The sequence below is a fragment of the Achromobacter xylosoxidans genome (genome assembly GCF_002192695.1).
Taxonomy (GTDB): Bacteria; Pseudomonadota; Gammaproteobacteria; order Burkholderiales; family Burkholderiaceae_B; genus Achromobacter; species Achromobacter xylosoxidans_C.
The window spans coordinates 1-25,436 of sequence record NZ_MTLG01000068.1; the positions used below are offsets into that span (position 1 = coordinate 1).

At 64.4% G+C, this 25,436-nt stretch carries 25 protein-coding genes; 3 read left to right on the forward strand and 22 right to left on the reverse strand.

Annotation, left to right across the window (positions count from 1 at the left end; all coding sequences use genetic code 11):
- From BRO63_RS12480 to flgB, 12 genes are all read right to left on the reverse strand, one after another.
- Positions 1-1,255 (reverse strand): methyl-accepting chemotaxis protein (locus BRO63_RS12480; protein ID WP_088140127.1); only part of this gene is annotated, 1,255 nt, incomplete at its 3' end.
- A gap of 143 nt (positions 1,256-1,398) precedes the next feature.
- Positions 1,399-2,643: a flagellar hook-associated protein FlgL gene (gene flgL / locus BRO63_RS12485; protein ID WP_088140110.1), complete on the reverse strand. Its 1,245-nt coding sequence runs from the start codon at positions 2,641-2,643 to the stop codon at positions 1,399-1,401.
- A gap of 47 nt (positions 2,644-2,690) precedes the next feature.
- Positions 2,691-4,358: a flagellar hook-associated protein FlgK gene (gene flgK / locus BRO63_RS12490; protein ID WP_088140111.1), complete on the reverse strand. Its 1,668-nt coding sequence runs from the start codon at positions 4,356-4,358 to the stop codon at positions 2,691-2,693.
- A 66-nt stretch (positions 4,359-4,424) separates the two neighbouring features.
- On the reverse strand, positions 4,425-5,402 hold the full coding sequence (gene flgJ, locus BRO63_RS12495) for a flagellar assembly peptidoglycan hydrolase FlgJ (protein ID WP_088140112.1): 978 nt from the start codon (positions 5,400-5,402) through the stop codon (positions 4,425-4,427).
- A gap of 5 nt (positions 5,403-5,407) precedes the next feature.
- A complete protein-coding gene (locus BRO63_RS12500; RefSeq protein ID WP_088140113.1) occupies positions 5,408-6,544 on the reverse strand; it encodes a flagellar basal body P-ring protein FlgI in 1,137 nt (378 codons plus the stop codon).
- Positions 6,545-6,546: 2 nt separating this feature from the next.
- On the reverse strand, positions 6,547-7,236 hold the full coding sequence (locus BRO63_RS12505) for a flagellar basal body L-ring protein FlgH (protein ID WP_088140114.1): 690 nt from the start codon (positions 7,234-7,236) through the stop codon (positions 6,547-6,549).
- On the reverse strand, positions 7,236-8,021 hold the full coding sequence (gene flgG, locus BRO63_RS12510; RefSeq protein ID WP_013393393.1) for a flagellar basal-body rod protein FlgG: 786 nt from the start codon (positions 8,019-8,021) through the stop codon (positions 7,236-7,238). The genes BRO63_RS12505 and flgG overlap by 1 nt, the downstream gene beginning before the upstream one ends.
- A gap of 65 nt (positions 8,022-8,086) precedes the next feature.
- A complete protein-coding gene (locus BRO63_RS12515; protein ID WP_088140115.1) occupies positions 8,087-8,851 on the reverse strand; it encodes a flagellar basal body rod protein FlgF in 765 nt (254 codons plus the stop codon).
- Positions 8,852-8,888: 37 nt separating this feature from the next.
- Positions 8,889-10,103 carry a flagellar hook protein FlgE gene (gene flgE, locus BRO63_RS12520; protein WP_088140116.1) on the reverse strand — a complete coding sequence of 405 codons (1,215 nt, stop codon included), beginning with the start codon at positions 10,101-10,103 and terminating at the stop codon, positions 8,889-8,891.
- A 74-nt stretch (positions 10,104-10,177) separates the two neighbouring features.
- Entirely contained in the window at positions 10,178-10,804 is a 627-nt protein-coding gene (locus BRO63_RS12525; RefSeq protein ID WP_088140117.1) for a flagellar hook capping FlgD N-terminal domain-containing protein, read from the reverse strand.
- A gap of 20 nt (positions 10,805-10,824) precedes the next feature.
- Positions 10,825-11,244 (reverse strand): flagellar basal body rod protein FlgC, encoded by a 420-nt coding sequence (gene flgC / locus BRO63_RS12530; protein ID WP_088140118.1) that lies wholly within the window; start codon positions 11,242-11,244, stop codon positions 10,825-10,827.
- Between the two features lie 22 nt (positions 11,245-11,266).
- Positions 11,267-11,674, reverse strand: a complete 408-nt coding sequence (flgB, locus tag BRO63_RS12535; RefSeq protein ID WP_088140119.1) for a flagellar basal body rod protein FlgB — start codon at positions 11,672-11,674, stop codon at positions 11,267-11,269.
- 177 nt (positions 11,675-11,851) lie between these two features.
- Here flgB and flgA point away from each other — a divergent pair, with 177 nt between their 5' ends.
- From flgA to BRO63_RS12550, 3 genes are all read left to right on the forward strand, one after another.
- Complete coding sequence (gene flgA, locus BRO63_RS12540) at positions 11,852-12,565, forward strand: flagellar basal body P-ring formation chaperone FlgA (RefSeq protein WP_088140128.1); 714 nt, start codon at positions 11,852-11,854, stop codon at positions 12,563-12,565.
- A 129-nt stretch (positions 12,566-12,694) separates the two neighbouring features.
- Positions 12,695-12,988: a flagellar biosynthesis anti-sigma factor FlgM gene (gene flgM / locus BRO63_RS12545; RefSeq protein WP_054456667.1), complete on the forward strand. Its 294-nt coding sequence runs from the start codon at positions 12,695-12,697 to the stop codon at positions 12,986-12,988.
- Positions 12,989-13,022: 34 nt separating this feature from the next.
- Complete coding sequence (locus BRO63_RS12550; RefSeq protein ID WP_179215087.1) at positions 13,023-13,502, forward strand: flagella synthesis protein FlgN; 480 nt, start codon at positions 13,023-13,025, stop codon at positions 13,500-13,502.
- A 120-nt stretch (positions 13,503-13,622) separates the two neighbouring features.
- On the opposite strand, the gene flhF is transcribed toward BRO63_RS12550, so the two are convergent.
- The 10 genes from flhF to BRO63_RS34655 all read right to left on the reverse strand — a co-directional run bounded on the left by flhF (position 13,623) and on the right by BRO63_RS34655 (position 25,435).
- Complete coding sequence (flhF, locus tag BRO63_RS12555; RefSeq protein WP_088140121.1) at positions 13,623-16,469, reverse strand: flagellar biosynthesis protein FlhF; 2,847 nt, start codon at positions 16,467-16,469, stop codon at positions 13,623-13,625.
- Entirely contained in the window at positions 16,466-18,586 is a 2,121-nt protein-coding gene (gene flhA / locus BRO63_RS12560; protein ID WP_088140122.1) for a flagellar biosynthesis protein FlhA, read from the reverse strand. The genes flhF and flhA overlap by 4 nt, the downstream gene beginning before the upstream one ends.
- A 3-nt stretch (positions 18,587-18,589) precedes the next feature.
- Positions 18,590-19,744, reverse strand: coding sequence for a flagellar biosynthesis protein FlhB (gene flhB / locus BRO63_RS12565; protein ID WP_088140123.1), 1,155 nt, complete (start codon positions 19,742-19,744; stop codon positions 18,590-18,592).
- A gap of 185 nt (positions 19,745-19,929) precedes the next feature.
- Complete coding sequence (locus BRO63_RS12570; RefSeq protein ID WP_256943292.1) at positions 19,930-21,477, reverse strand: methyl-accepting chemotaxis protein; 1,548 nt, start codon at positions 21,475-21,477, stop codon at positions 19,930-19,932.
- A gap of 220 nt (positions 21,478-21,697) precedes the next feature.
- Positions 21,698-22,330 (reverse strand): protein phosphatase CheZ, encoded by a 633-nt coding sequence (cheZ, locus tag BRO63_RS12575; RefSeq protein WP_054456663.1) that lies wholly within the window; start codon positions 22,328-22,330, stop codon positions 21,698-21,700.
- An 8-nt stretch (positions 22,331-22,338) separates the two neighbouring features.
- Positions 22,339-22,728 (reverse strand): chemotaxis response regulator CheY, encoded by a 390-nt coding sequence (cheY, locus tag BRO63_RS12580; protein WP_013393379.1) that lies wholly within the window; start codon positions 22,726-22,728, stop codon positions 22,339-22,341.
- Between the two features lie 49 nt (positions 22,729-22,777).
- Positions 22,778-23,836, reverse strand: coding sequence for a protein-glutamate methylesterase/protein-glutamine glutaminase (locus tag BRO63_RS12585; RefSeq protein WP_088140124.1), 1,059 nt, complete (start codon positions 23,834-23,836; stop codon positions 22,778-22,780).
- Positions 23,837-23,856: 20 nt separating this feature from the next.
- Positions 23,857-24,714, reverse strand: coding sequence for a CheR family methyltransferase (locus BRO63_RS12590; RefSeq protein ID WP_088140125.1), 858 nt, complete (start codon positions 24,712-24,714; stop codon positions 23,857-23,859).
- 8 nt (positions 24,715-24,722) lie between these two features.
- The gene (locus BRO63_RS12595) at positions 24,723-25,283 is read right to left on the reverse strand and encodes a methyl-accepting chemotaxis protein (RefSeq protein ID WP_444978602.1); all 561 of its coding nucleotides are present in this window, start codon (positions 25,281-25,283) and stop codon (positions 24,723-24,725) included.
- Positions 25,280-25,435, reverse strand: coding sequence for a FlgD immunoglobulin-like domain containing protein (locus tag BRO63_RS34655; RefSeq protein ID WP_088140126.1), 156 nt, complete (start codon positions 25,433-25,435; stop codon positions 25,280-25,282). Before BRO63_RS34655 ends, BRO63_RS12595 begins: the two co-directional genes overlap by 4 nt.
- Position 25,436: the final 1 nt, after the last annotated feature.

The window sequence follows — 25,436 nt, forward strand, 5'->3', positions numbered from 1 at the left end:
CGATCAGGCCCTTGATTTCCTTGGCTGCCTGGGCGCTGCGCTGCGCCAGTGAACGCACTTCGCCCGCCACCACCGCAAAGCCCTTGCCCTGCTCGCCCGCGCGCGCCGCTTCGACAGCGGCGTTCAGCGCCAGGATGTTGGTCTGGAACGCGATGCCATCGATCACCGAGACAATTTCGGAAATCTTGCGCGAGCTGGCGGAAATGCCCTGCATCGTGCTGACCACTTCCGACACCGCCGAACCGCCGCGCTCGGCCACATCCGAGGCGCTGGCCGCCAGCTGGTTGGCCTGGCGCGCGTTATCCGCGTTCTGCTTCACGGTCGAAGCCAGTTCTTCCATCGACGCCGCGGTTTCTTCCAGCGAGGCCGCCTGCTGCTCGGTGCGACTGGACAAATCCGTGTTGCCCGCCGAAATCTCGCGCGAACCCACGTTGATCTCGTCCACGCCGCGGCGCACCAGCGCCACGGTGCGGGTCAGGCTTTCCTGCATGCGCTTGATCGCGCCGAACAGCTGGCCAATCTCGTTGGTGCTGCGCACATCGATGCGACCGGTGAAATCGCCGCCCGAGATCTTTTCGAAATGATCGCCCGCTTCGCGCAACGGGCGCAGCACGGTCCGGCTGATGAACAGCCAGCATCCCAATGCCAAGGCCAGGGAGATCGCCAGCATGACTATCGTGACCGTGCGCGAAACGCCATGGGCCGTTTCAGCCTGCACCACAAGCTCATCGGTGCTGGAATCGATATGCGCCAGGACGCCGCCGACGGCCTCTCTCAGAGCCGTGTTCGCCGCGCTTCCCGCGTCATTCAGATCCAGGTAGTCCTGCACCGCCATGGTCGACAAGGCGGCCGCCTGACGCCTGACCACATCGTTGAACTGCTTGTAGGCGCTTTCCAGCTTTTGATTCAAGGCCTCCGAGCCTTCCAGGCGCGGCGCCTTGCGGTATGCGTCCAGCGCCTGAGCGCCTTCCTGCATCAGGCCTTCCGCGCGCTTGGCCTGCGAGGTCGCCTGTTCGGTCTTTCCTTGCTGCAGATCCATCAGCGACGTCGCCAGCAGCAAGCGGCCGCGCAGGAACAGGATGTAGGCCCGGTTCAGCTGCGAGGCCTGCGTGGAATAGGCGTCGTTCACCCGCTCCAGCTTCTCATTGCTCGAGTTCAGCCCCATCCACGCCACGCCATTGGAAATGAACATGGCGCCCGTGAAGAGCAGCAACACCAGAACGAGACAGGTGCGGACTTTCAAGTTGACAAGCATGGAATATCCGAGCGTTAAGCAATGTGAAACGACTATTTCCTACTCTGCACGCACACACGGACGCCCCGGCCCCTGGCCAGTAGCGTCCGTAACGGCGCAACTCCACGCACTCAATGGCGCGCTTTTTTGACCTACCGTATTACCTACTTGCGACTGAACAGACTCGATCCCTGGATGGTCATGAATGCGGCCGAAGCCGCTTGCAGCGCGACCTGGCGCAAGGCAAGCTGGCTGGCGCCTTGGTAGTAATCCAGTTCTTCCAGATCGGACAGGGATTGCGAGTACGACAGGCCTTTTTGCGTGCCGGTCGCATTCAGGGCGTCCAATTCATTCTGGCGGGCGCCAACCGAAGCCTGCACCGTCAGGACGTTGTCGTAGTTGTTCGCAAGCTTCTTGTTGCCGGTCGCCAGGGCGTTGTTCAGTCTCGCCATCGCCACAGGATCACCATCGTTGGGCGCATCCAGTGCGGCGATGATGTTGTCCAAGGTGGCGAACACGTCCATGTCGGCCGACTGGACGCTCTGGAGCTTGATCGAATCCCCTGGTTTGGGAGTCCCATTGATGGCCACCGAGACGCCGCCGAAGTCGACCGCTGCGCCATCGGCATAAAGCGTTGCGGCTTGCGGAGGCTGCGGAACGACCGTGGAGCTTCCATCGGGGTTCGTCGTTGTGATTCGGTAGCCCATGGCACCGGTCGCAGCATCCGCCTCGTACGTCACCTCGAACGCCTTCCCGCCGCCACCAGTCCCCGGTGCTACCGAAACCGCGCCAAATTGCGCTGAGCCCGTGTTCGTTTGCGGTGCTGAAGCGACATAGGCCTGCGAGCCCGGATTGGCGCGTCCAAAGATGTCCTTGCCGAGGTCGCTGGTGGACATCTGACGGCTTTGATCCACCTGAATGGTGCGTTCGCCTATCGAATTACTGTACGTAATCTGGCCCGCAGCGTTCTTGGAATAAGGCATCACGCTGCCATTATTGCCGGAGAACAAATACTGGCCATTGCCGTCGGTCGTATTGGCCAGGCCCAACAAGGCATCACGAGTGCTCTTGAGCGCCGTGGACAGGGTGCGGCGGTCGCTATCCGACAGGGTACTTCCGGCCTGGATGATGCGCGTGCGCGCTTCCTGCAAGGCGTTCGTCACCGCCGTCAACGTATTGCTTTCCTGCCCCAGATTCGTGTTGGCGGTCTGGCGGTTCATTCCATACGTATTGTTCATGCTCTGCGTCTGCGCCACGTCAATGGCGCGCGCGGCCGCCAGGGGGTCGTCCGCAGGCGACAGGAACTTGCGTCCGCTGCCGACCTGCTCGACCAGACGGTTCATGTCCGATTCCTGAGCGAGGATGCCTTTCAGCCCGTTCGAATACATCATTGAAGTGCTCAGGCGCATGGTGAAGCTCCGAATTTATCTGTATTGGTCACGATTCAACGATCCGATCAGCCGCGCAGACCCAGCAGCGTGTCGAACATGGTGCTGGCCACGTCAATGATGCGGGCGCTGGCTTGATATTGCTCTTGGTATTGGGACAGGTTGACGTACTCTTCATTCAGATTGACGCCTGAAACCCCCTGCTGCGCCGCGATCTTCTGGGTGATCAGATTCGCCTGTGCGGTCGCCGCGGACTTGACCTGCGCGGTCTGGACGCCAACGGTATTCACGACCTGGGCGAACATGTCGTTCACGCTCATCGTGCCGTTGGCCAACATCTTGCCGTTTTGAAGTTGCGCCAATTTCAGTGCGTTCTTGCCGTTGGCGTCACCTTTGTCGCCATCGGCTGCCGCGACTTTGTATGGGTCGCTGATCAACACGCTGATATCGCGCGCGGCGTCGCGCGTGGGTGCCAGCGACCATTTGTCACCGGCTTGCGGCGGCGCGCTGATGGTCAGGGAGACGCCCATCTCGTTTTCAAGATTCAGCGTAGCGGGAGTACCCGTGGCCGGACCGTTGAAAACCTCCGAACCTTCGGGCATGCGCAGCACCCGGTAGTTCGTGCCGTCGAACGAAATCTCGTAGTCCTTGGCGTTGATGTTGTTCAGATTCGTGAATTGGCCCGAGATCTGCGCATTGCTCTTGTTCTGCGCATTGGGTATGCCTTGCGGCGAGCCGATGCCAAAGAAGTCCGTGCCGGGATTGCCGTTCTGGTCAAAACCCTGCTTATGCTGCGCGTTAAAGGACAGAGCCAAGCCCACCGCCATCTGGCCCAGTTGGCTCTGCATCATGTCCAGCGACGCGGTTCGGAACTGCAGCAAGCCACCCAGCGTACCGCCCGTCACTTCGTTGTCGCTCAATTCCACGGCTACCGTTTTGCCGGCTCCTGCCGGCAGCGTATAGGCGATGGCGGTACGCCCCACGTCCTTGGCTGAACTTACCGCTTGCAGCGGATACACGGTATTGCCAGACAGAAGGGCCTGGCCGCCATTGGCCAACGCAACGTTGAGCTGGTCGCCTTGTTCATAGGTGGTGACACCCACCAATTGGTTCAGCTCCATGACAGCCTGATCGCGCTGATCCAGGAGATCATTGGGGAGACCTCCACCCGCCTGGCCCGTGGCCAGAGAGATCTGCTGATTCAGGTCGTTGATGCGGGACAAATAGCTGTTGACCTGCTCCACCGTCGTCGTGATCTGCGTATTCAGGCCCATGCGCTGATTTTGCATTTCGGTGTAGGCCGAGCGGATCTGGGTTGCCAGGCTGTTGGCCTTGCCCAGCAGATCCTGGCGAGCGGCAGGGTCGGCAGGCTTGCTGGCCACCGCATTAATGCTGGTGAAGAAGTTGTTCAGGCCAGGCGCGATACCCACGGTGCGGTCCGCGAACAGGTTGTTGATCGCCGAAACCTGGTTGTACTGCGTCTGAAGCTGGGCGCCGCTACCTTGGGCTCCGACCAGTTGTTTGTACAGGAAGCTGTCATAGCTGCGCACGACAGTGTCTACCTGCACACCGCGGCCGATATAGCCGTTGCTGGTGGCCTGGGCGCCGGCGGTCGAGACCATGACGCGCTGGCGGTTGTAACCGACCGTGGTGGCATTGTTGATATTGTGGCTGGTGGTGGCCAGCCCTGCCTGGGCGGCGTTCAGCCCGCCCAGCGCCAATTTATACATGTTCATGCAATGCCCCGTATGTAACCGCTGATATACCTAGATGTCCAATTAACGGCAGGAGGTGATCCGAATTTAGAGTCCTTCCAACATCTGGCGAGAAATTTCCACCTTGGATGCGGCTCCCCGCAGTTGGCCCATGACACCAATCAACTTTTGCGCATACTGCGGGTCCGTCGCATAGCCAGCGTCCTGGATTCTGCGGGCCGCCTCAATCTCGTTGCGCGCCTGCGTGACGCCCTCGTAGCGCGGGCTGTTGCCAATCAGGCGCGCGTAATCCGCAAACGATTCCTCATAGGACGCGTAGGCTCGGAAGGGTTGCGTCACCTTTTTAGCCACACCGTCTTCATATTCGGTAGTCAGCACATTGACGACCCGGCCCTTCCAGCTGGATCCCGCCTTGATGCCGAACAGGTTGTAGCTGGTGCTGCCGTCCTGGTCCTTGATCTCGCGCTTACCCCAACCGGACTCCAGCGCCGCCTGCCCCATGATCAGACGCGCGGGCACGCCGCTTTGCTGCGAAGCCAGATTGGCCGCGCGCGACATCTTGGATACGAAGGAGACCACATGCTCGGGAGCGCCCTCGGCCGCGGCCAAAGCCCGGTTCTGCGCGCTGTTGTTGCGCATCACGTTCAGCAGGGCCGAGACTTCGCGTGGACTTGCCGAACGGAAATCGAGATCCGAGCCCTCTCCCAGGCGCTTGACGGCATCCGCGCCCAGCTCGCCGGGCTTGCCCTGCTGCATTTGCGCCAGGATGGCGCCGGACAGGCCAATGCCGGGCGAAGCCAGATGCAAAGCCAGCTGCTCGTCCGCCATGGACTGCAGCATCTGCGTCTGCTGCGAGTCGAACAGCCCTTCCTTGGGCGTGGCTTCGCGCATGCGCTTGACCATCATCTGCAGGAACAAAGCCTCGAACTGCTTGGCGACCTGCTTCTGCTGATCGGTCCCTTCCGGATCCTTCTTGACGTCGCGTTTCAGGTCCGACAGGCGGCCCATGTCGAAGACTGAATCCTGGCGGCTGGCGCCACGCGCCGCATCATTGGTATAAGCCATGGCCGTCAGATGATTTCCAGTTCGGCGCGCAAGGCGCCCGCCGTCTTCATGGCCTGAAGAATCGCCAACAGATCCTGTGGCGTGGCGCCCAAGGCGTTCAGGCCCTTGACCACATCCGCCAGGTTGGCGCTGGTACTCACGCGTTGCAGCGAACCGTTCTCTTGTCGCACCTCGATCTGGGTGTTGGGCACCACCACCGTCTGCCCTTCCGTGAAGGGCGTATCGGGCTGCGATACCTGGTTCTGGCGATTGATGATGACCGACAGGTTGCCATGGGCCACCGCCGCCTCTTCGATCATGACGGTGCGGTTCATGACGACCGAACCCGTGCGGGCATTGATGATGACCTTGGCCACCGTGGGCGCACGCGTCACCTGCAAGTCTTCGAGCTGCGACAGGAAGCGCGCCTGCGAGGCCTGATCCATGGGCGTGCGCACCTGCACCACGCGGCCGTCCAGGGCAGTGGCGGAGCCCTGGCCGAACTTGCGGTTCAGCGCCATGGCCACATTCTGCGCCGTGCTGAAATCGGTGCTGTTCAGTTCCACGTAAATGTAGCCGTCGCGCGAGAACGTGGTGGGCACGCCGCGCTCGACGATGGCGCCCGCGCTGATGCGGCCGCCGTTCAGCTGGTTGATCTGCACGCTGGAACCGCCAGCGGAGGCGCCCGCGCCGCCCACCAGGATGTTGCCTTGGGCAATCGCATAGACTTGGCTGTCGGCCCCTTTGAGCGGGGTCATCAGCAATGTGCCGCCGCGCAGGCTCTTGGCGTTACCCATGGACGAAACCACCACGTCCAGCGTCTGGCCCGGGCGGGCAAATGCGGGCAGCGTGGTCGTGACCATGACGGCCGCCACGTTCTTCAGCTGCATATTGCTGCCGGCGGGCACCGTAATCCCAAGCTGGGACAGCATATTGGTCAGGCTTTGTTGCGTGAACGGGGTCTGCCGCACCTGGTCGCCGCTGCCGTCCAGACCCACGACCAAGCCATAGCCGATCAGCTGGTTGCCGCGCACACCCTGGATCGAGGCCAGGTCCTTGAGCCGCTCGGCATGGGCCGCGCCTGCGCCGGCCAGCAGCCCGACCGAAACGCAGACGCGCGCCAACAAGGACAGCAAGGCGGATATCGGATTCGGTTGTTTCATGTTCAGAACGGCGAGGCGATCAGGAAGAAGCGTTGCAGCCAGCCCATGGTCTGGACTTCGTCCATGACGCCCTTGCTGCGGTATTCGATGCGGGCGTCAGCCACCTGCGTGGACGAGACGGTGTTCGTGCCGGTGATGGAGCGCGGATCCACGATGCCGGAGAAGCGCACGTACTCACTGCCCCGGTTGATGGCGATCTGCTTTTCACCCGCAACCTGCAGGTTGCCGTTGGACATCACCCCCACCACCGTGGTGGTGATGGTGCCGGTAAAGGCGTTGTTCGCGGTGCTATCGCCCTTGCCCTGCGCCACGTTGCCGCCCTTGGCGTCGGTGTTCAGGTTGGCGTTGGCCCAGCTGTCCATGAACGACGGCGCGGCGGCAATGCCCAGGTTGGCGCTGCCGCTGCGATTGGTGTTGGTGGCGACGTTCTTGGAGGCGTTCGTCTTCTCGTTCAGGACGATGGTGACGATGTCCCCGACGTTGCGCGGCCGGCGGTCCTCGAACAGCGGATAGTTGCCGTAGGTGGTCGGCTGGTAGATGGAGCCCGTGGGCTGCGCCATGGGCGCGGGCGGAGGCGGCGGCGCGGCCGTCGTCGGCCCGGTCACGATGGGCTCGGGCGGAATCATGGCGCAACCGGCCACCAGCAAAGCCAGTGCCGCACTCGATACCAGGCGCAGGACAGACATGGACATCACAGTTGGGTCAGGCGGGCCAGCATTTCGTCCGAGGTCTTGACGGCCTTGCTGTTCATTTCGTAGGCGCGCTGGGTGGTGATCATGTTGACCAGTTCTTCAGCGACGTTGACGTTGGAGGTTTCGACGTACTTCTGCATGATGGAGCCGGCGCCGTCCACGCCCGGCTGCAGCAGGTTGGCGGGACCCGACGCGTCGGTTTCCAAATACAGGTTTTCGCCGATGCTCTGCAGGCCGGTGGGGTTGATGAACGTCGCGATCTGCAACTGGCCGATCTGCACGTTGATGCCGGCGGCGCCGGGCTGCGTCACCGAAACAATGCCATCGTTGCCGATGGAGATCGACAGCGCGTTGTCCGGGATGTTCATCGGCGGCTGGATCACGTAGCCGCTGACGGTCGTCAGCTGACCGTTCTGGTCGCGCTGCAGCGCGCCGTCGCGGGTGTAAGCCTGGGTGCCGTCAGGCAGTTCGATCTGCAGGAAACCGCGGCCGTTGATGGCGATGTCCATCTCGCTGCCGGTGTTGTTCAGGTTGCCAGCGGTGTGGATGCGCTCGGTCGCGGCCACGCGCGCGCCGGTGCCCAGTTGCAGGCCCGACGGCAGCTGGGTGGCGTCGCCGACCTGGGCGCCGGGTTGGCGCAGCGTCTGGTACATCAGGTCCTGGAACACGGCGCGGCCGCGCTTGAAACCGTTGGTGGAAACGTTGGCCAAGTTGTTCGAAATCACGTCCATGGAGGTCTGCTGACCTTCCAGGCCCGTCTTGGCGATCCACAGCGAACGCATCATGATGAAGTACTCCTGGTGCCGCGGCCCGGCCGCGCGCGAAAAATGTTTCTAGTTCAGTTGCCGTATCAGGCGCTTACCGACAGGATGCCGTTGGCGCGTTCGGCGTTGCGGTCCGACTGCTGGATCACCTGCATTTGCTGCTCGAAGCGGCGGGCATTGGCGATCATGCCCACCATCGCCGCCATGGGGTTGGTGTTGCTGCCTTCCAGCACGCCCGACAACAGCCGCAGGCTGGGGTCGGCAGGTACCGGAGGCGCAGGCTGGCCATTGACGGGCGCCATGCGGAACACGCCGTCGTCGCCATGCACCAGCTGATCATTCTGCGGGTTGGCCAGCTTGATCCGACCCAGGTTCAGGATGTTGTTCGGCGCGTCGCCGGCGCCGATGGCGGTAATGGTGCCGTCCGCGGTGATCGTCAGCGCAGCCTGGTCGGGTATGTCGATGGGACCGCCTTGGTCCGACAGCACAGGCTGGCCCAGCGAGGTCTGCAACAGGCCGTTGATGCCGACCTGCAGGCCGCCGGCGCGGGTGTAGGCCTCGCCTTGCGGGGTCTGCACGGCGATCCAGCCGCGCTCGCTGGACAGCGCCACGTCCAGGTCCCGGCCCGTGGTCTGCATATTGCCCATCTGGAAGCTGTTGCGCGGCGTGGACGCCACCGTCGAAACACGCGTGGGCAGGCTCGTTCCGTCCGTGACCGGCACCGAGCGGTATAGCGCGATCTGCTCGCGGAAACCCGCCGTGTTCACGTTGGCCATGTTGTTGGAAAGCGCGGCCTGATGCTCGGTGATGCGCGCCGCGCCATTCATGGCGGTGTAGATGATACGGTCCATTGCCTATTCCGTCGGTGTCGTCACTTGCCTGCCAGGCTTACTTCAGGTTCATCAGGACTTGCATGATTTCGTCCTGGGTCTTGATGGTCTGCGAGTTGGCCTGATAGGTGCGCTGAGCGATGATCATGTTGACCAGTTCCTTGCTCATGTCGACGTTGGACGCTTCCGTGGCCTGACCCACGACCTTGGACAGGCCATTGCTGCCGGGCTGCCCCAGGACGGGCTGGCCGGACATCGCGGTTTCCGTCCAGGCGTTGTTGCCCACGGGTTGCAGGCCTTGCAAGTTCGCGAAATCAGCCAGCACGATCGTGCCGACCACTTGCGTTTTACCGTTGGTGTATTTGGCCACCAGACTACCGTCGCCGGCAATGTTGATGCCGGTGAGCTCCCCGGAGGCATAGCCGTCCACCGAGGGCTCCAACCCGTAGCTGGTGCCATATTGGGTCATGCCGGTGTAGTTGAAGGCTATGTTGAGCGGCTGCGCCGGGGTAGCCGTGCCGCCAGGGGTGGCAAACGAGAAGTTCCCGATCGGAGGGCTGGTCATCACGCCGGAGGTATTGAACGTCAGTTGCCCCGATGCCGGCGTCATGGCCTGACCATCCAGCGTGTAATAGACGTCATAGACGCTTTCGCCAGCAGCGTTTGCGGGACGCTTGGCGACGTACTGCATGACCTGATGCGAATTGCCCAGCGAATCGTACACGGTTATGGGCGACGCGTTGGTGAAGGTATTGGCCAGCTTGGGATCAAAGGGATTGGTGGCCGGATCAATGACTTTGGCATTCCCATCCAGGTTGGCTTTCTTGAAGGAAATCCCGGACGTCGCCTGAGGCGGCACGTTGCCTACGGGCAGACGCAGCTCCTCGGGATTCGCTCCGATCACACCTGCCGGGTAGCCCGTCAAACGGTAGCCCTGCGCGTTCACGAAGTAGTTGTCCTTGTCGACCTGGAATTCACCGTTGCGGGTGTACATCACCGCACCGCTGTTGTCCGTAACGCGGAACATGCCATTGGCGCCGTCGATCGCGATGTCGTAGTCGCCGCCGCCGCCGGTAACCACCCCCACCGTGAAACGCTGGGTGATGGCCGACACCTTTACACCCAGACCGATGCGCGAGCTGGCGTAGACGTCCGCAAACGATGCGGTCGACGACTTGAAGCCGACGGTGCCGGAGTTGGCGATGTTGTTGCCGATGACATCCAGGTTCTGCGCCGCGGCGTTCAAGCCGCTCAATCCTTGTCCGAAACCCATGTTTTTTCTCGCTAATCTATAACTATCAGGGAACGCCGCCGCCCTTGCGCCGGCACCAATTCAGTGCACCCGCTTCAGGCGCCGATCACCTTGCGCACGTCCAACATGCTGGTCTGGCCGTCCAGGCCCAGATCCAACCGCAGGCCGTTCGTCGAGTAAGCCACGCTCTTGACTTGGCCGTAGCTCAGCGTTTCCGCATTCACCTTCTTGCCGTCCCAGTTCAGCGTATACACGCCAGTCTTCTGATCCACCATTTCGATCGTGCGCACGACCGCGCCGTTGGCGTCGGAAATGCGGATCTGCACTTTCTGGGCGTCGCCCTGCAGGTCCAGACCGTAAGGCGTGACGACACGGGCCTCGGGATTCGCGGCATCCACGCCGGACTTGATCTTGGAGCCGGGGATAAGCACGCCCTTGCCTATCATGGCCACGGCGTTCATGGACTGGGACACGTCGATCTGCCCGCTGATGGCGAGCATCGTGTTCTTCAGGTTGGTGATGCCTTCAACGGTGGAGATCTGCGCCAGCTGGGAGGTCAGCTCGGCGTTCTGCATCGGGTTCAGGGGATCCTGGTTCTGCAGCTGCGTAACCAGCAGCTTCAGGAACTGGTCCTGCAGGCCTTGCGCCGTGCTGCTGCCGTTGGCGCCCGTTTGCGCCAGGCCCAGGCCGGTCTTGCTCGTCGATTGGTCGATAGTGGTCATGGATTCAATGGTTCGAGAAATTAGGACTGGCCGATGGTCAGCGTCTTCTGCATCAGGGCCTTGGCCGTATTGAGCACTTCCACGTTCGCCTGGTAAGAGCGCGAGGCGGCGATCATGTTCACGGTTTCGGCCACCGGGTCGACGTTGGGCATGCTGACGTAGCCCTGCGCGTCAGCCAAGGGATGCTGCGGGTCATACACCTGTTTCAGGGGAGACTGGTCTTCGACCACGCCAGCCACGCGCACGCCGCCGATTTCCTGGCCCAATGCCTGGCCGGCCGGGGGATTCACCTGGAACACGACCTGGCGGGCGCGGTATGGTTTGCCATCGGGGCCGACCACGCTGTCGGCGTTGGCCATGTTGCTGGCCGCCACGTTCATGCGCTGCGATTGCGCGCTGAGCGCCGAACCGGCGATATCGAAAATGCTCAACAAGGACATTGCCTGCCGCTCCCTTTAAAAATCATTCCTGAATTGCGGCCATCATGGTCCGGATACGGCCAGACAGCATCTGCATCGTGCTTTGGTAATGCAGGGTGTTATCCGCGAACTGCACGCGCTCGATGTCCATGTCCACCGTGTTGCCGTCCATGCTGGGCTGGTACGGCAGGCGGTACAGCAGCTCGGTCGGCCCCTGCGACACGGCCTTGGCCGGGATATGGCGGGCGGACGTCAGCGCGAGCGAGGTATCGGGCAGGCGCTTGGTGCCTTCCATGGCGTTGGCCATGGCCGTCTTGAAATCGAAATCGCGCGCCTTGTAGTTGGGCGTATCGGCGTTGGCGATGTTCGACGACAGCACTTCCTGGCGTTGCGCGCGCAGTCCCAGGGACTGCTGGAAGAACCGGAAATCTTCATTAAGCCTGTCTAGCATCGGGGCGCCTTGGTGCGTTGCAATTCGGATAAAGCCGGGGACTTCGGACTGACCGTTATCCCATTGGATGACGGCATCATAGGGGCCGGGGCCCGAACACAATCAGCCAAATAACCCGTCATTTCTCATCCAATTCACGTATTGCCGAATGCCGCGGACTTCTACAATTCATCCACCATGAAAATATCCGCAACCCGACTCCGCGCGCGCGCATGCTGCCTGGCAGCCCTGCTGCTGCCCCTGGCTACCGCGCAGGGGCAGGAAGCGGCTACCCAGGTGCCCGAGACGATCGCCCTGGCGGCGCAAACCTATTTGCTGGATCAGCTGGCCAGCCTGCCTGGACAACCCTCGGTCGCGATCGATCCGCCGCGCGCGGAACACCTGGCGGCCTGCGATGTCATGTCCCCATTTATGCCTTCAGGCATGAAATTGCGTTCGCGCATGACGGTGGGAATCCGCTGCAACGCGCCCAAGCCCTGGACGGCTTATGTCCAGGCGACGGTAAGCGTGCCGGGCCACTATTACGTCGCCGCGCGGATGATTGCCGCCGGTCAAGCCCTGACGCCCGACGACCTCGCCCCGAGGGACGGCGATCTGGTCGCCCTGCCCCCAGGCGCGATTACAGACCCCCAAACCGTGGTCGGCATGACGGCCGTGCACCGGATCAATGCCGGACAAGCGGTGCGCGGTTCCGGATTGCGTAACGCGCAATCGGTGGTGCGCGGCGCCAATGTCCGCATCAACGCGCGCGGCAAGGGCTTCGTCGTCAGCAGCGAAGGCCAGGCGCTCGACAACGCGGCGCCGGGCGCCACCGTGCAGGTGCGCACCGCCAGCGGCCAGGTGGTCAGCGGCGTCGTGCGCAATGCCGGCCTGGTGGAAATACAACTGTAATTGTGGTTACATGTCGCATTGCACCAATACGCCTCCCGCCCCTAAAGTTCCGTCCAGCCTTGCCGTTACTGAGGCATAAGTAGGCGAATCCGTCGCACAACCGACCCAGGACGCCCCGCGGAGAAAATCTTGAAGATCAATTCCACCACCAACCGCCCCCTATCGGCTGACGCCGTCGCGCCTCGCGCCGACTCGGCGGTTGCCCAGGCTTATGGCGCCAGCAGCGCCAGCGGCTCCAGCAGCTCGCAGGTGGCGCTGAGCTCGGCATCGCGCAAGCTGCTCGCGCTGCAGGACGGCTCCAATGACATCAACGTCGAACGCGTTGCCGCCATCCGCGCAGCCATCGCATCGGGTCAACTGAAGATCGATACCGGCCGTATCGCCGACAGCCTGATCGCCAGCGCCCGCGACCTGCTGAAGTAAACCCGCACAACCTCCCGAGCTGAACAGCATGACCATGAGCACCGTCGAATCCCTGCAGTCCTGCATGCGCCAGGAAGATGCCCTGATCACCGAGTTCTCCACCATCCTGGAAGAAGAGACCGAAGTGTTGGTGGGCTTGGGAAGCGTCGGCACGCTGCAGGAAATCACCGAACGCAAGGGCGATGTCGCCCGCAGGCTCGTGGACCTGAGCCAGGTCCGGGATTCCCTGCTCGCGGAAATCGGCCTGCCCGCCGGGCACGTCGGCACCGAGCAGGCGGCCGTACTGCACCCGCAGCTGTCGGGCGTCTGGCAGGCGCTGCTGAGCAAATCGGCATCCGCCAACGAAATCAATATGCGCAACGGTGCGCTCATCGACGTGCATCTGCGCTATACGCAGCAGTCGCTGGAAGCCCTGCGCAGCATGGGCGCTGCCGGCGGCGCCCATGCCACTTACGACGCCCGCGGGCGTGGCGCGCGCAGCGCTCCGGGGCGCAAGCCCATTGTGGCCGGTTGAAACACACTACGGTTCAACCGCGCTGATTGATCGGCAAGATTGATCGGCAGGATGGATAGAGCGCCCACGCGCTTGCGCAAGAATCTGCCTATTGCACAACCCATCAAGCAACGGCCACGGTCACGCGGCCGTCATTTCCAATAGCGCGTACAGCTTCAGCAAGGCCACCGGCAACATGCGCCCGGACAGCTTGCGCTCCGTTCCCATGATGCCCGACAAGGGCCCGCGCAGCACTTCAGCAGCTGGAGTATGAGCCAGCTGCCAGCATGCCGCGCCCAACTGGCCGGCCATCAACGATTGGCGCGCCAGTGCATGGGCGCCATCGACGGCTGGCAGGGCCTGCCATGCGTTCGCCATATAGCGGAATCCGGCCTTGGCCTCTTCCTGCAGCACCAGCCAGCGCGCCACGGTGGCGGCATCCGCCTGGGACGCGGGCAGGTTGGTCATGCCGAACAGCTGTCCGGCGACCTCGCCGCTGACCGTGTCGATCAGCCGCGCGCAGACCAGCCGCACGGACTCGCCGCCGTTGCGGCCTGGCAGCGCCACTTCCGTGCCCGAGGCCCACAAGGCCAAGGGCACGCGCTTGCCGCCCTGGACGCTGCTCAGCCCCGGCATGTCGCCGGGCTGGCCGACGGGCAGATAGCCCACGCTCTTGCCCACGGCATTCAGATTGGTCGGGCAGTCATCCTGGATGACGCGCTGGCCGCCGGCGCTGCGCGCCACCCAGGCGGCGCCTTGCTCGCTCAGGGCCGGCCACAAGGCGGCGGTACCGGCTTCCAGCATGTGGACGACCGGAACGCGTGCCAATTTCTCAGCCAGCCAAGCGACACGCGCCTGTAGCGCCAACGCCGGGTCCGGCTGGGCCGGCGCGGTCGGCGCAAATGAAGACAGCAGGCCATGCGGCAGAACCAATTGCTGCGCGGGCGCTGCCAGAGCGGTGCCGCGATCGCTCATCAGCAGCGTGCCCAGCAACGTTCCGCCGGGGAGGCCCTCCCCCTTCATGGCTGCCTTGCCGTGCATGGCAAGCAGGTGCCGTGCGCAGACCGAGGAAAATTCACGGCGCGCCATGGCCAAAGGCTCGTCGCCCAGCGCGGCCACGCTTGCGCCCGAATTGTCGCCAACATAGCCGCGCCACGATGCACGCGCCTGCACGCAGGTCGGGTCGCTTTCCAGCCACGCGATGGCATCGTCCAGGTTCTGCGCAGCCTCAATGGAGCCTGCGCCGCCTTGCGGGCGCAGGATGGCCGAAGCCAGCAACTGCCGCTTGCGGGCCGGATCCGCGCTCTCGGGTTCCCGCGACGCCGACACCAGCGTCGCGAGGTCGGCCTCGCTGGGGGTGTACAGCGCACGAGCCCGCTCGACCATGGAAAAGGCGCGATCGATCAGCACGTCGGCCCGGGCCAGTTCCATGTGCTCGGGCACTTTCTGCCCGACCGACATGTAGTGAATCGGCAGGCGATGACGGATGGCCGTGTCCAGCGCCGCGCCCAGCCGCGTAGCCTCGTCCAGCTTGGTGATGATGCAGCCGGCGACGTCCTCGCCCACGCCATTGCGATAGGCATGCGCCACTTCGTCCAGGGTGTCGCCCTGGCTGGCCGCGTTGAGCACCAGCAGGCGGCGCACCGGCTTGCCTGCGTTGCACAGCATCGCGGCCTGCTCCGCCACCTGACGGTCGCGCTGACTGATGCCGGTCGTGTCGATGAGCACGATCTTGCGGCTGCCCAATTCGGCCAGGATGCGGCGCAGCTCGCCCGCATCGCGCACCGAATGGGCCGGCACGCCCATCAGGCGTCCATAGATCTGCAGCTGTTCCAGCGCGCCGATCCGGAAATTGTCGGTGGTCAGCATGGCGACCTGCTCGCGGCCTTCGCGCGCCACGCAGCGCGCGGCGAGCTTGGCCAGCGTGGTCGTCTTGCCGACGCCGGTCGGGCCGACCAGGGCATATACGCCGCCGGCCAGGAACTCGTCTTCGGACCGCAGCACCGGCAGATGCGTCACCAGCTCGTTGCGGGCCCAGCCCAGCGCCGCTTCCGGCGTCATGCCCTGGGGCAGGCGCTCGACCAAGGTGCGCACCAGCTTCGTGCTGAATCCTGCATCCAGCAGACTGCGGAACAAGGCGGCGCCCGCGGGTTCCCGGCCGGGCCCTTGGCGGCCGCCCCAAAGCAGTCCGTCCATGCGGCTTTCCAGGGCCCCGCGCAGCGCGCTGATGGCGTCCTGCAACCCGGCTGCGGCGTCGGCGGGCATAGCCGCCGGCGGCAATGCCGGCGACTGGCGCACGGGCGCGTCCGGCATGCGGGCCATGGAGGGCGCGGGTGCCGGCGCATGGGCGGCGGAGGCCGGAGCGGCAGCGGGGGAATTCGGCGTCGCGGGCGCCGGGGCGGCCATCGGACTGGCCGACGGCGCGGCCGGAACCGCACTGGCAGGTGCAGCGACGTAGGCGGGCGGCGCGGCCTGGGCCGGAGTCGGACTTGCTGGCGCGGCAGCATGAGCGGGTGCGGCGGCCTGCGCGGCGGGCGCCTGGCGCAACGGCGGCAGGGATGGCAATTCAACACGCAAGGGCGCAGCCTGCTCGGAAGCCATCGGCATAACCTGAGGCGCCTCTTCGTCCGCCTGCGTCGAGGATGCATACGCGGTCTGGTACGCGGCGATCGAACGCGACGGAGCCAAGTACCCGCCCTGCGGCATCACGGGCGCGTGCCCAGCGGCCTCGCGAGCCTCGAAATGCGGGCCGGCTGGAAAGCCGGCGGATGGCGACGGCCGCGCTTCGGACGGCCGGGAGGGCACAGCCTCCTGGCGCGGCACAGCCTCATGAGCGACATCGTCAAAGGCGCCCTCGACGGTGGCCAGCACCTCCACGCCGCCCTCGACGCTGCGGCTCGACACGATCAGCGCGTCCTCCCCCAGCACCTGCCGGACCTGGCGCATCACGTCGCGGCTATTCGCTCCGAAAAACCGGCTTATCTTCATGCTCCGTTACCCCCGCCGATCAGCGCGGTCACACGCACCATGCGCTCATCGGGAATTTCCGTATTCGACAACACGCCCAACTGCGGCAGATGGTGCCGCAGAAAGCGCGACAAAGGCGCACGCAAGACCGGCGACACCAGCAGCACCGGCGCATTGCCCTGAGATTCCTGGCGTTCGACCGCGGCCTGCGCTTCGCGCAACAGCGTATCGGCCAGGCCGGGTTCCAGCCCGCCGCTGGTCGTCATGGCCTGCGAAAGCACGCGCTCGAGCTTGACGTCCAGGCCAATCACGCGCAGCTCGCCTTCGCCCGGGAACCACTGCTGGGTAATGGCGCGGCCCAGCGAACGGCGCGTCAGCGCGATCAGTTCGTTGATATCGGGCTGGCTGCCGGTACCCGCAGCCAGCGCCGCCAGGCGCGGACCGTGTTCGGACAGGGTGTCGATGATGGTGCGCATGTCGCGGATCGGCACTTCTTCCGACAGCAGGCCTTGCAACACTTTCTGCAGCGCCGTGAGCGACAGGGTCTTGGGCACCAAGTCCTCGACCAGCTTGGGCGCGTCGCGGCCGATGCGGTCCAGCAGCTGCTGCACTTCCTGGCGGCCCAGTAGGTTGGAGCCATGGCGATGCATCAAGTGGTTCAGGTGCGTCGCGACCACGGTGCCAGCATCCACCACCGTATAGCCCGCCACCTGCGCCTGGTCACGCAGGCTGCCGTCGATCCACAGCGCCGGCAGGCCGAAGGCGGGATCGGTCGTGGGCGTGCCCTTGATCGGCATGGTCACGCCGCCCGGGTCGATGGCCAGCCATTGCCCGGGCATCGCCACGCCATGGCCGACTTCCACGCCGGACAGCAGAATGCGGTAATCGTTGGGCTTGAGTTCCAGGTTGTCCCGGATATGCACGACCGGCGGCAGAAAGCCCACGTCCTGCGCGAATTTTTTGCGCAGGCTGCGGATGCGGTGCAGCAGTTCGCCGTTCTGGGCGTGATCCACCAGCGGAATCAGCCGGTAGCCGACCTCGAGGCCCAACTGATCCACCATGGACACGTCGTCCCAACTGGCTTCGGCCGCGGCGGCCTGCGCCTGGGTAATGGCTTGGGGCGGCACCTCCGCGGCTTTCGCCGCTGCCGCTGTCTGCCGTTTGTTCAGCACCCAGCCGCCCCAGCCCAGCGCTGCGGCCAGGGTCAGGAAGGCGACGTGGGGCATGTTGGGAATCAGGCCCATGATGCCGACGATGCCGGCAGTCAGGAACAGCACGGCGGGATTGGAGAACAGCTGGCTGAGGATCTGCTGGCCGATGTCCTGGTCGGTCGACACCCGCGACACCACCACGCCGGCCGCGGTCGAGATCACCAGCGCCGGGATCTGCGCCACCAGGCCGTCGCCGATGGTCAGCAGCGTGTACACGCGCGCGGAATCGCCCATCGACATGTCGTGCTGGGCCACGCCCACGATCAGGCCGCCGATGATGTTGATCGCCATGATCAGCAGGCCGGCAATGGCATCGCCGCGCACGAACTTGCTGGCGCCGTCCATCGAGCCGAAGAAGTCGGATTCCTGCGAGACCTCGGCGCGGCGCTTGCGCGCCTCGTCTTCGCCGATCAGGCCGGCGTTCAGGTCCGCGTCGATCGCCATCTGCTTGCCCGGCATCGCGTCCAGGGTGAAGCGCGCGCCCACTTCCGCGATACGGCCCGCGCCCTTGGTGATGACGATGAAGTTGATGATGGTAAGGATCACGAAGACGATGATCCCCACGGCGAAGTTGCCGCCGACCAGGAAGTGGCCGAAGGCCTCGATGACCTTGCCCGCCGCGTCAGGCCCAGTGTGGCCGTGCAGCAGGACCACACGGGTGGAGGCGACGTTCAGCGACAGGCGCAGCAGCGTGGCGAACAGCAGCACGGCCGGAAAAGCCGCGAAATCCAGCGGCTTGCGCGTGAACATGGCGACCAGCAGGATCATCACGGACAACGCGATGTTGAAGGTGAACAGCAGGTCAAGCAGGAACGTGGGCAGAGGCAGGACCATCATGCCCAGCACCATCACGATCAGGATGGGCCCTGCCAGCAGCCGCGCATGCGTGGCCCCGCTACTCTTCAACATGGTGAGCAAAGCGCTCATTCCTTAAGCTCCTTGTGCTGCGGTTTTGGCTTGCGGGTCCAGCCCGGCCGGCACGGCCAGCCTGGTGGGGGCCGTGGGTTCGGCGCCCCAACCGGCCCGCCAGGAACGCAGCTGGAAGACCCACGCCAGCACTTCTGCCACCGCGGTGTAGAGTTCGGACGGGATTTCCTGCCCGATCTCCACGTGTTGATGCAATGCGCGCGCCAAGGGCGGCGCTTCCAATGTCGGGATGCGGTTCTCGGCCGCCAGCTCGCGGATCTTGGCCGCGATCAGGCCGGTACCCTTGGCCAGCACGCGCGGCGCGCCGCTCTTTTCTTCGTCGTACTTCAGGGCGACGGCGTAGTGCGTGGGGTTGGTCACCACCACGTCAGCCTTGGGCACTTCGGCCATCATGCGGCGCCGCGCCGCCTGGCGCTGCTGCTGCCGGATGCGCGCCTTCACGTGAGGGTCGCCCTCGCTTTCCTTGTGTTCCTGGCGCACGTCTTCCTTGGACATGCGCAGCTTCTTCAGGTGGCTCCAGATCTGCCACGGCACGTCCAGCATGACGATAATCAGGAGCGACGCCACGATGAAGGCGCAGCACATCGCCACCAGCGTCAACGCCTTGATCAGGGCCGCCGACGGCGCCACGTGCATCAGGCTGAGCATGTCGTCGTGGTAGCGCCAGATGACCCAGACCGCCACGCCGCCGACCAGCGCGGCCTTGGCCAGCGCCTTGATGAGCTCCACCACCGTCTGCGACGAGAACATCCGCTTCACCCCGGAAATGGGGCTGAGCTTGGAGAAATTGAACTGCAGGGGCTTGCCCGAAATGACGATGCCGCCCAGCAGCACGCTGGACAGCACCGCGATGACCGCCAGCAAGCCGAAAATCGGCAGCAGCACCAACAGGGCCTGGCCGAAACCCTCGACCGCGCGCTCGACCATCACGCCGGGATCGAGCACGATGCGCTGATCAAAGGCCAGGCCGTTGCGCAGCACGCCGCTCAGGGCTCGGTAGAGCGAACCGCCGCCGGCCCAGATCGCAGCGACGCCCGCGGCCAGCATCATGAACGTTCCCAATTCGCGAGAACGCGCAATCTGCCCCTCCTCGCGCGCCTTTTCCAGGCGCCTGGGAGAGGCGGCTTCGGTTTTTTCGAGGTCGCTTTCTTCGGCCATGCTCTGCGGTATTGTCGCGGCTCGCGGATTCTGGAATGACGAGCTGCCCGCCGAGATTCTAGGAGGCCCCGGCCTTGGGCGATAAGCCAAGAAACGGGGGGAAAGCGGCGCTATTCCCGGATGCGCCCGAGACAGCGCGTTCCGGCCCTGCCTGGAACGCGCTCAGCCTGTAACAGCCAGTTGCCTCAGCCCTGCGCGGCGACGGCCAGGCGGTCCGCCCCGTCCTCGCCCGCCGCCGCCTGGAAACGGCCGAAATCCAGGCCTATCCGCACCGCGCCCCAGTGCTCCAACCCCAGATAGACCGGGATGGATATGTCATTGACGATTTCGCCGGTGTCGCGGGAGTACGTCTGAAGCAGCATCCCGCCGGTGTTGGTCGCCAGCCTCAAACCCACCGGGTCGTCGAAGATGCGCTTGTTCCGCACCCGCGCGATATCCTGCTTCGGATCTCCGGTAGGCGGCTGAGAAAATCGCAGGTTGTGAGCGGGCGCGTAACCCCGGCCATCCACCAGTATCGTGTAGATGCCGCCGGGCACGCCATCCAGCACGCTGTCCAGCAGGCGGGTCACCGACTCATCGATCTGCCGGTCATAGCTGGTGTGGTAACGCGCTGGCTCGCTGCCGGGGATGCGTCGGTAGTGACGGTCGAACACATCGGCGCCCCGGCTTCTGGCGTCTTCCAGCAGGTTGACGGCGGCGTCCCGGAAGGCTTCCACCGTGTCGGACAGGCCGTCGAAGGCGGTTTTGCCGGTGCGCATATCGGCCAATACTTCCTGCACGCTTTCCGTCTGGCGGCGGATACGGTCGATTTCACCGGACATGCTGCCGACACGCTCCAGCACGTCGGCGCTCAGCGCCGCTATCCGCCCCACCTCCTCGCTCATGCCGTGGTTGGTGGAGTCGACCTCGCCGATGGCCTGGACCACGTCGCCGACCTGCCGGTTCATGCTGTCGAAGTCGCGCACGAAACGCTCGAAGCCGGAGCACGTCCGCTCCAGCACGCCGCCGGAAGCGTCGACGTCCTCGCGCAGCATGCCGGTCTGACGCTGGGTCGTCTCCACCAGCTCCAGCATTTCGGTGGTGTGCCGGCCGATGTCGCTGGTGGCCGAATTCACGCGTTCGGCCAGCCGCCCTACCTCGCTCGCCACCACGGCAAAACCGCGCCCCGCATCCCCTGCCCGCGCCGCCTCGACGCCGGCGTTCAAGGCCAGCAGCTGAGTCTGCAAGGCAATCTCCTTGATCAGCTTGCTGATGTCGCCTACCGATTGGGCCCGGTCGGTCAGCTGCCCGACGACTTGGGTAAACGAGGCCATCTCGCGCGTCATGCGCTCCACCCGCGCCTTGACGTCGGACAGGTCGGCCAGCGCCTGCTGCGCCGTGTGCAGATTTTGCCCTGACACGTCGGCAATCTCGCGCGCATGGGTTGATGTCGAGGCCGACAAGGCGGCGATCTGCGCGCCGCTGGCCGCGAGCGCATCGGCCGCGCGCGCCTGCTCCTGCGCCAGAAGCGAACAACGGCCCGCTTGAAACTGCGTGCGCGCGGCATTCAGCGCAATTTCGATACTGGATTGGCGCACGGTCATGATGCGGCTGCGGATACGCCCCATGAAGCCGTAGAGCGGCCAAACAGCCGGACTGATGGATAAAGTGCGCTCCGACAGCGTCGCGTCGCCGCGATTCAGCCTACGCAACAACCTCCACATACCGCCCAGACGGAATACGGATCTGGCCATGATCGATCTCCTTGTGCCGGCCCGGATCGCCGTCTATGGGCATCCGTTGCCAGGCGCGCACTGCGCGCCGTGATTCACGCTGCATGGCCCCAATTTATTGTTCTGGAGGGGAGTCTATCGACGAGGCGCCGAACGCGCCCCTAGGGAATACGGTCATGCACGAACTGCGCCGACTGGAGAATGCGCCGCCGGAGGGCATGTCCGGCGGCGCGGCTCTCGGCTAGAAGCCCAGGCTGGCCAGCAGGTCGTCGACCTGGTCCTGGCTGGTCACTACGTCGGTCTTGCCCTGCGGGCTGATCTGCGGCCCGTTGAGCAGGCTGTTGGCCTCGTCGCGGCGCTCTTGCGGGACGTTGTCCAGCAGCACCTGCAGCAGCTCGCGCTCGATCGCGCCCACCACGTCCATCATACGCATGATGACCTGGCCCGTAAGGTCCTGGAAATCCTGCGCCATGATGATTTCCATCAGCTGGGACTGCGTCTGCTGCGCCTGCTTCGGCACATCCTGCAGGTACGCGCGGGTGTCCTTCACGAGTTCGCGCGCCTCGGGCAGCTCCAGCGGCTGGTCGTACCACTGCTGCCAGCGCGCGTCCAGCGCCTGCGCCGAGCGCGACAGCCCGTCCTGGATCGGACCGGCCTGCTCGGTGGCGTTCAACACGCGGTTGGCAGCCTGCTCGGTCATCTGCGCCACGTAGCGCAGGCGGTCGCGGGCGTCGGGAATGGCGTTGGCCGCATCCTTGATGGCCTGATCCAGTCCCAGCTCGCGCATGCTGTCGCGCAGCATGCGCGTCAGCGACGCGATGCGATGGATCAGATCGGGGGATTCGCCCGGGCTCTCATGTTCGGTCGTACTCATGGCTCACCTCAACCGGCGATTTTCTCGAAGATCTTGTTGAGCTTCTCTTCCAGCGTCGCCGCCGTGAAAGGCTTGACCACATAACCGTTGGCGCCGGCCTGGGCCGCCGCGACGATATTCTCCTTCTTGGCCTCGGCCGTCACCATCAGCACGGGCAGCGATGCCAGCGCGGCGTCGGCGCGGATCTGCTTGAGCATCTCCAAGCCATCGAGGTTAGGCATGTTCCAGTCCGACACCACGAACTGGAAACCGCCGTTGCGCAGTTTTTCCAGGCCGATGGCGCCGTCCTCGGCCTCATCCACGTTCTCGAACCCCAGCTCCTTGAGCAGGTTGCGGATGATCCGCCGCATGGTGGGGAAGTCATCCACCACCAGAATCTTCAGGCCCTTGTCTACCATCTTCTACTCCAAAAAAATTTGCCTTGGACCGATCGGGAAGCCTTGCGCGTCAAACGCGGTGCCCACGATCGCCCAGGCGAGTCAGAATGCGTTCGCTAATCGCCGACAACGAAACCACTTCATCCGCGGCGCCCAAGGCGATCGCTTCGCGCGGCATGCCGAAGACCACGCAGCTGGCCTCGTCCTGCGCAATCGTGTGGGCGCCCGCGCGGTGCATGGCCAGCATGCCGGCCGCACCGTCCTTGCCCATGCCGGTCAGGATGACGCCGATGGCGTTCTTGCCGGCGGCGACGGCGGCCGAATTGAACAACACATCCACCGACGGACGATGGCGATTGACGGGTTCGCTGGCTTCCAGCTCGATTACGTAGTTGGCGCCGCTGCGTCCCAGGCGCATGTGCATGTCGCCGCCCGGCGCCAGATATACGTGCCCGGGCAGCACGCGGTCGCCGTGCACGGCTTCGCGGACGGTCACCGCGCACAGGGCGTCCAGGCGCTGCGCGAAGGATCGCGTGAAACCCGCCGGCATGTGCTGGGTGATCAGAATGGCCGGGCTGTCTGGCGGCAGCGGTTGCAGGACCTCGCGGATCGCCTCGGTGCCGCCAGTGGAGGCGCCGACGATAACCAGTTTTTCCGAGCTGGCCAGCGGGCGGCGCAACATGGCCGGCGGCGCGGCCGGCGTCGAGTGCGCCGTCGGCGCGCGCAGCTTGGCGCGCGAGGCGGCGCGTATCTTGTCGGCGATGATCTCGGTGTATTCGAGCAGGCCGTCGCGGATGCCCAGCTTGGGCTTGGTGACGAAGTCGATGGCGCCTAATTCCAGCGCCCGCAGCGTGATTTCACCGCCGCGCTCGGTCAGCGACGACACCATCACCACCGGCATGGGCCTCAGGCGCATCAGCTTTTCCAGGAAATCCAGCCCGTCCATGCGGGGCATTTCCACGTCCAGCGTCAGCACGTCGGGGTTGTGGCGCTTGATGAGTTCACGCGCCACCAAAGGATCGGGCGCGGTCGCGACCACTTCCATGTCCGGCTGGCTGTTGATGATCTCCGTCATCAGCCCTCGCACCAAGGCCGAGTCGTCCACACACAAAACGCTAATTTTCTTCATTTCTTGCTGCCTCGTCCCGCTCAGGACCTGCCCGCACATTCATAGACGGTCTGCCCACGCAGACGAAAATCGCGGCTGATGTAGGTGAAATTTTCGGAATGGCCAGCGAACAGCAAGCCACCGGGCTTGAGCAGCGGCACGAACCGTTCCAGGATCCTGGCCTGGGTGGGTTTATCGAAATAAATCATGACGTTGCGGCAGAAGATCACATCGAATTGTTCGCTGATCTGCCAGGTCGGCGCCAACAGATTCAGGGTCTCGTAGCGAACCATGTCGGCGATCTCCGGGCGCACCCGGACCTGCCCCTCGTTGGCGCCCCGCCCTTTCAGGAAAAAGCGCTTCAGGCGCTCGCCCTCCAGCTTTTCCACGCGTTCGACCGGATAGACGCCGGCGCGTGCGCGGGTGAGCACATTGGTGTCGATGTCGGTGGCCAGCACCGAGGATGCGTTGGCCCGTGGGCCCAGCGCTTCCACCAACGTCATGGCAATGGAGTACGGCTCTTCGCCGGTGGAGGCCGCACAGCACCACACCGATACCGGACCGCCGCGGCGCTTGGCGAAGTCGGCCAGGATGGGAAAGTGATGCGATTCGCGAAAGAAAGCGGTCAGGTTGGTTGTCAACGCGTTGACGAAGTCTTCCCACTCGGCCGCATTGGGCTCCTGCTCAAGCTGGTCCAGATAGCTGCCGAAATCCTGCATGCCCAGCGCGCGCAGGCGCCGGGCAAGCCGGCTGTAGACCATCTCGCGCTTGTGCGTGCCCAGCGAAATGCCTGCGTACGCGTGGATCATCTTGCGCACGCGCGAAAAATCCGCGTCGCGAAAATCGAATTGGCGTTCCACCGAAATGGACGGCGCCTGGGTTGCCGCTGCTGTAGCCACTCTTGCCCTCAGTGCCCAAGCGCAAGCGCGTCAGACGCCTGCAAACGTGTATCGTCACCGGACGAACGCGCCGACGACAGACGCTGGGCCGGGACTTCAATGACCTCGCCCGCGTTGATCTTGAAGACGGCCACCGCTTCGGCCAGGCGCTGGGCCTGCTCCTGCAGGGAACCCGCGGCCGCGGCTGCCTCTTCCACCAGCGCCGCGTTCTGCTGCGTGACTTCGTCCATCTGCGACACGGCGCGGTTGACCTGCTCGATGCCGCTGGACTGCTCTTCCGACGCCGCCGAAATCTCGCCCATGATGTCCGTTACCCGCTTCACCGAGGCCACGATCTCCTGCATCGTCGACCCGGCGCGCTCCACCTGTTGCGAGCCCGCGCCGACCTTGGTCACCGAGTCCTCGATCAAGCCCTTGATTTCCTTGGCCGCCTGGGCGCTGCGCTGCGCCAGCGAACGAACTTCGCCCGCCACCACCGCAAACCCCTTGCCCTGCTCGCCCGCACGCGCGGCTTCCACCGCCGCGTTCAGTGCCAGGATGTTGGTCTGGAAGGCAATGCCGTCGATCACCGAGACGATTTCAGAAATCTTGCGCGAGCTGGCGTTTTTTTTTTGGCGTCCGTGGCGAGGACGGACACGGTATACGCGCCCGGTTCCAATGCCACGCCGCCGTCGTTCTTGCCGTCCCAGTTCAGCGTATACACGCCAGTCTTCTGATCCACC

Coding starts and splice junctions, on each gene's coding strand:
- BRO63_RS12570 (WP_256943292.1), bottom strand. CDS start 21,477: ATGGCCAGATCCGTATTCCGTCTGGGCGGTATGTGGAGGTTGTTGCGT.
- flhF (WP_088140121.1), bottom strand. CDS start 16,469: ATGAAGATAAGCCGGTTTTTCGGAGCGAATAGCCGCGACGTGATGCGC.
- BRO63_RS12500 (WP_088140113.1), bottom strand. CDS start 6,544: ATGAAACAACCGAATCCGATATCCGCCTTGCTGTCCTTGTTGGCGCGC.
- BRO63_RS12505 (WP_088140114.1), bottom strand. CDS start 7,236: ATGTCCATGTCTGTCCTGCGCCTGGTATCGAGTGCGGCACTGGCTTTG.
- flgK (WP_088140111.1), bottom strand. CDS start 4,358: ATGAACATGTATAAATTGGCGCTGGGCGGGCTGAACGCCGCCCAGGCA.
- BRO63_RS12550 (WP_179215087.1), top strand. CDS start 13,023: ATGAGCACCGTCGAATCCCTGCAGTCCTGCATGCGCCAGGAAGATGCC.
- flgA (WP_088140128.1), top strand. CDS start 11,852: ATGAAAATATCCGCAACCCGACTCCGCGCGCGCGCATGCTGCCTGGCA.
- flgE (WP_088140116.1), bottom strand. CDS start 10,103: ATGGGTTTCGGACAAGGATTGAGCGGCTTGAACGCCGCGGCGCAGAAC.
- flgB (WP_088140119.1), bottom strand. CDS start 11,674: ATGCTAGACAGGCTTAATGAAGATTTCCGGTTCTTCCAGCAGTCCCTG.
- flhB (WP_088140123.1), bottom strand. CDS start 19,744: ATGGCCGAAGAAAGCGACCTCGAAAAAACCGAAGCCGCCTCTCCCAGG.
- cheZ (WP_054456663.1), bottom strand. CDS start 22,330: ATGAGTACGACCGAACATGAGAGCCCGGGCGAATCCCCCGATCTGATC.
- BRO63_RS12515 (WP_088140115.1), bottom strand. CDS start 8,851: ATGGACCGTATCATCTACACCGCCATGAATGGCGCGGCGCGCATCACC.
- BRO63_RS12585 (WP_088140124.1), bottom strand. CDS start 23,836: ATGAAGAAAATTAGCGTTTTGTGTGTGGACGACTCGGCCTTGGTGCGA.
- BRO63_RS12525 (WP_088140117.1), bottom strand. CDS start 10,804: ATGACCACTATCGACCAATCGACGAGCAAGACCGGCCTGGGCCTGGCG.
- flgC (WP_088140118.1), bottom strand. CDS start 11,244: ATGTCCTTGTTGAGCATTTTCGATATCGCCGGTTCGGCGCTCAGCGCG.
- flgL (WP_088140110.1), bottom strand. CDS start 2,643: ATGCGCCTGAGCACTTCAATGATGTATTCGAACGGGCTGAAAGGCATC.
- cheY (WP_013393379.1), bottom strand. CDS start 22,728: ATGGTAGACAAGGGCCTGAAGATTCTGGTGGTGGATGACTTCCCCACC.
- flgJ (WP_088140112.1), bottom strand. CDS start 5,402: ATGGCTTATACCAATGATGCGGCGCGTGGCGCCAGCCGCCAGGATTCA.
- flhA (WP_088140122.1), bottom strand. CDS start 18,586: ATGAGCGCTTTGCTCACCATGTTGAAGAGTAGCGGGGCCACGCATGCG.
- flgG (WP_013393393.1), bottom strand. CDS start 8,021: ATGATGCGTTCGCTGTGGATCGCCAAGACGGGCCTGGAAGGTCAGCAG.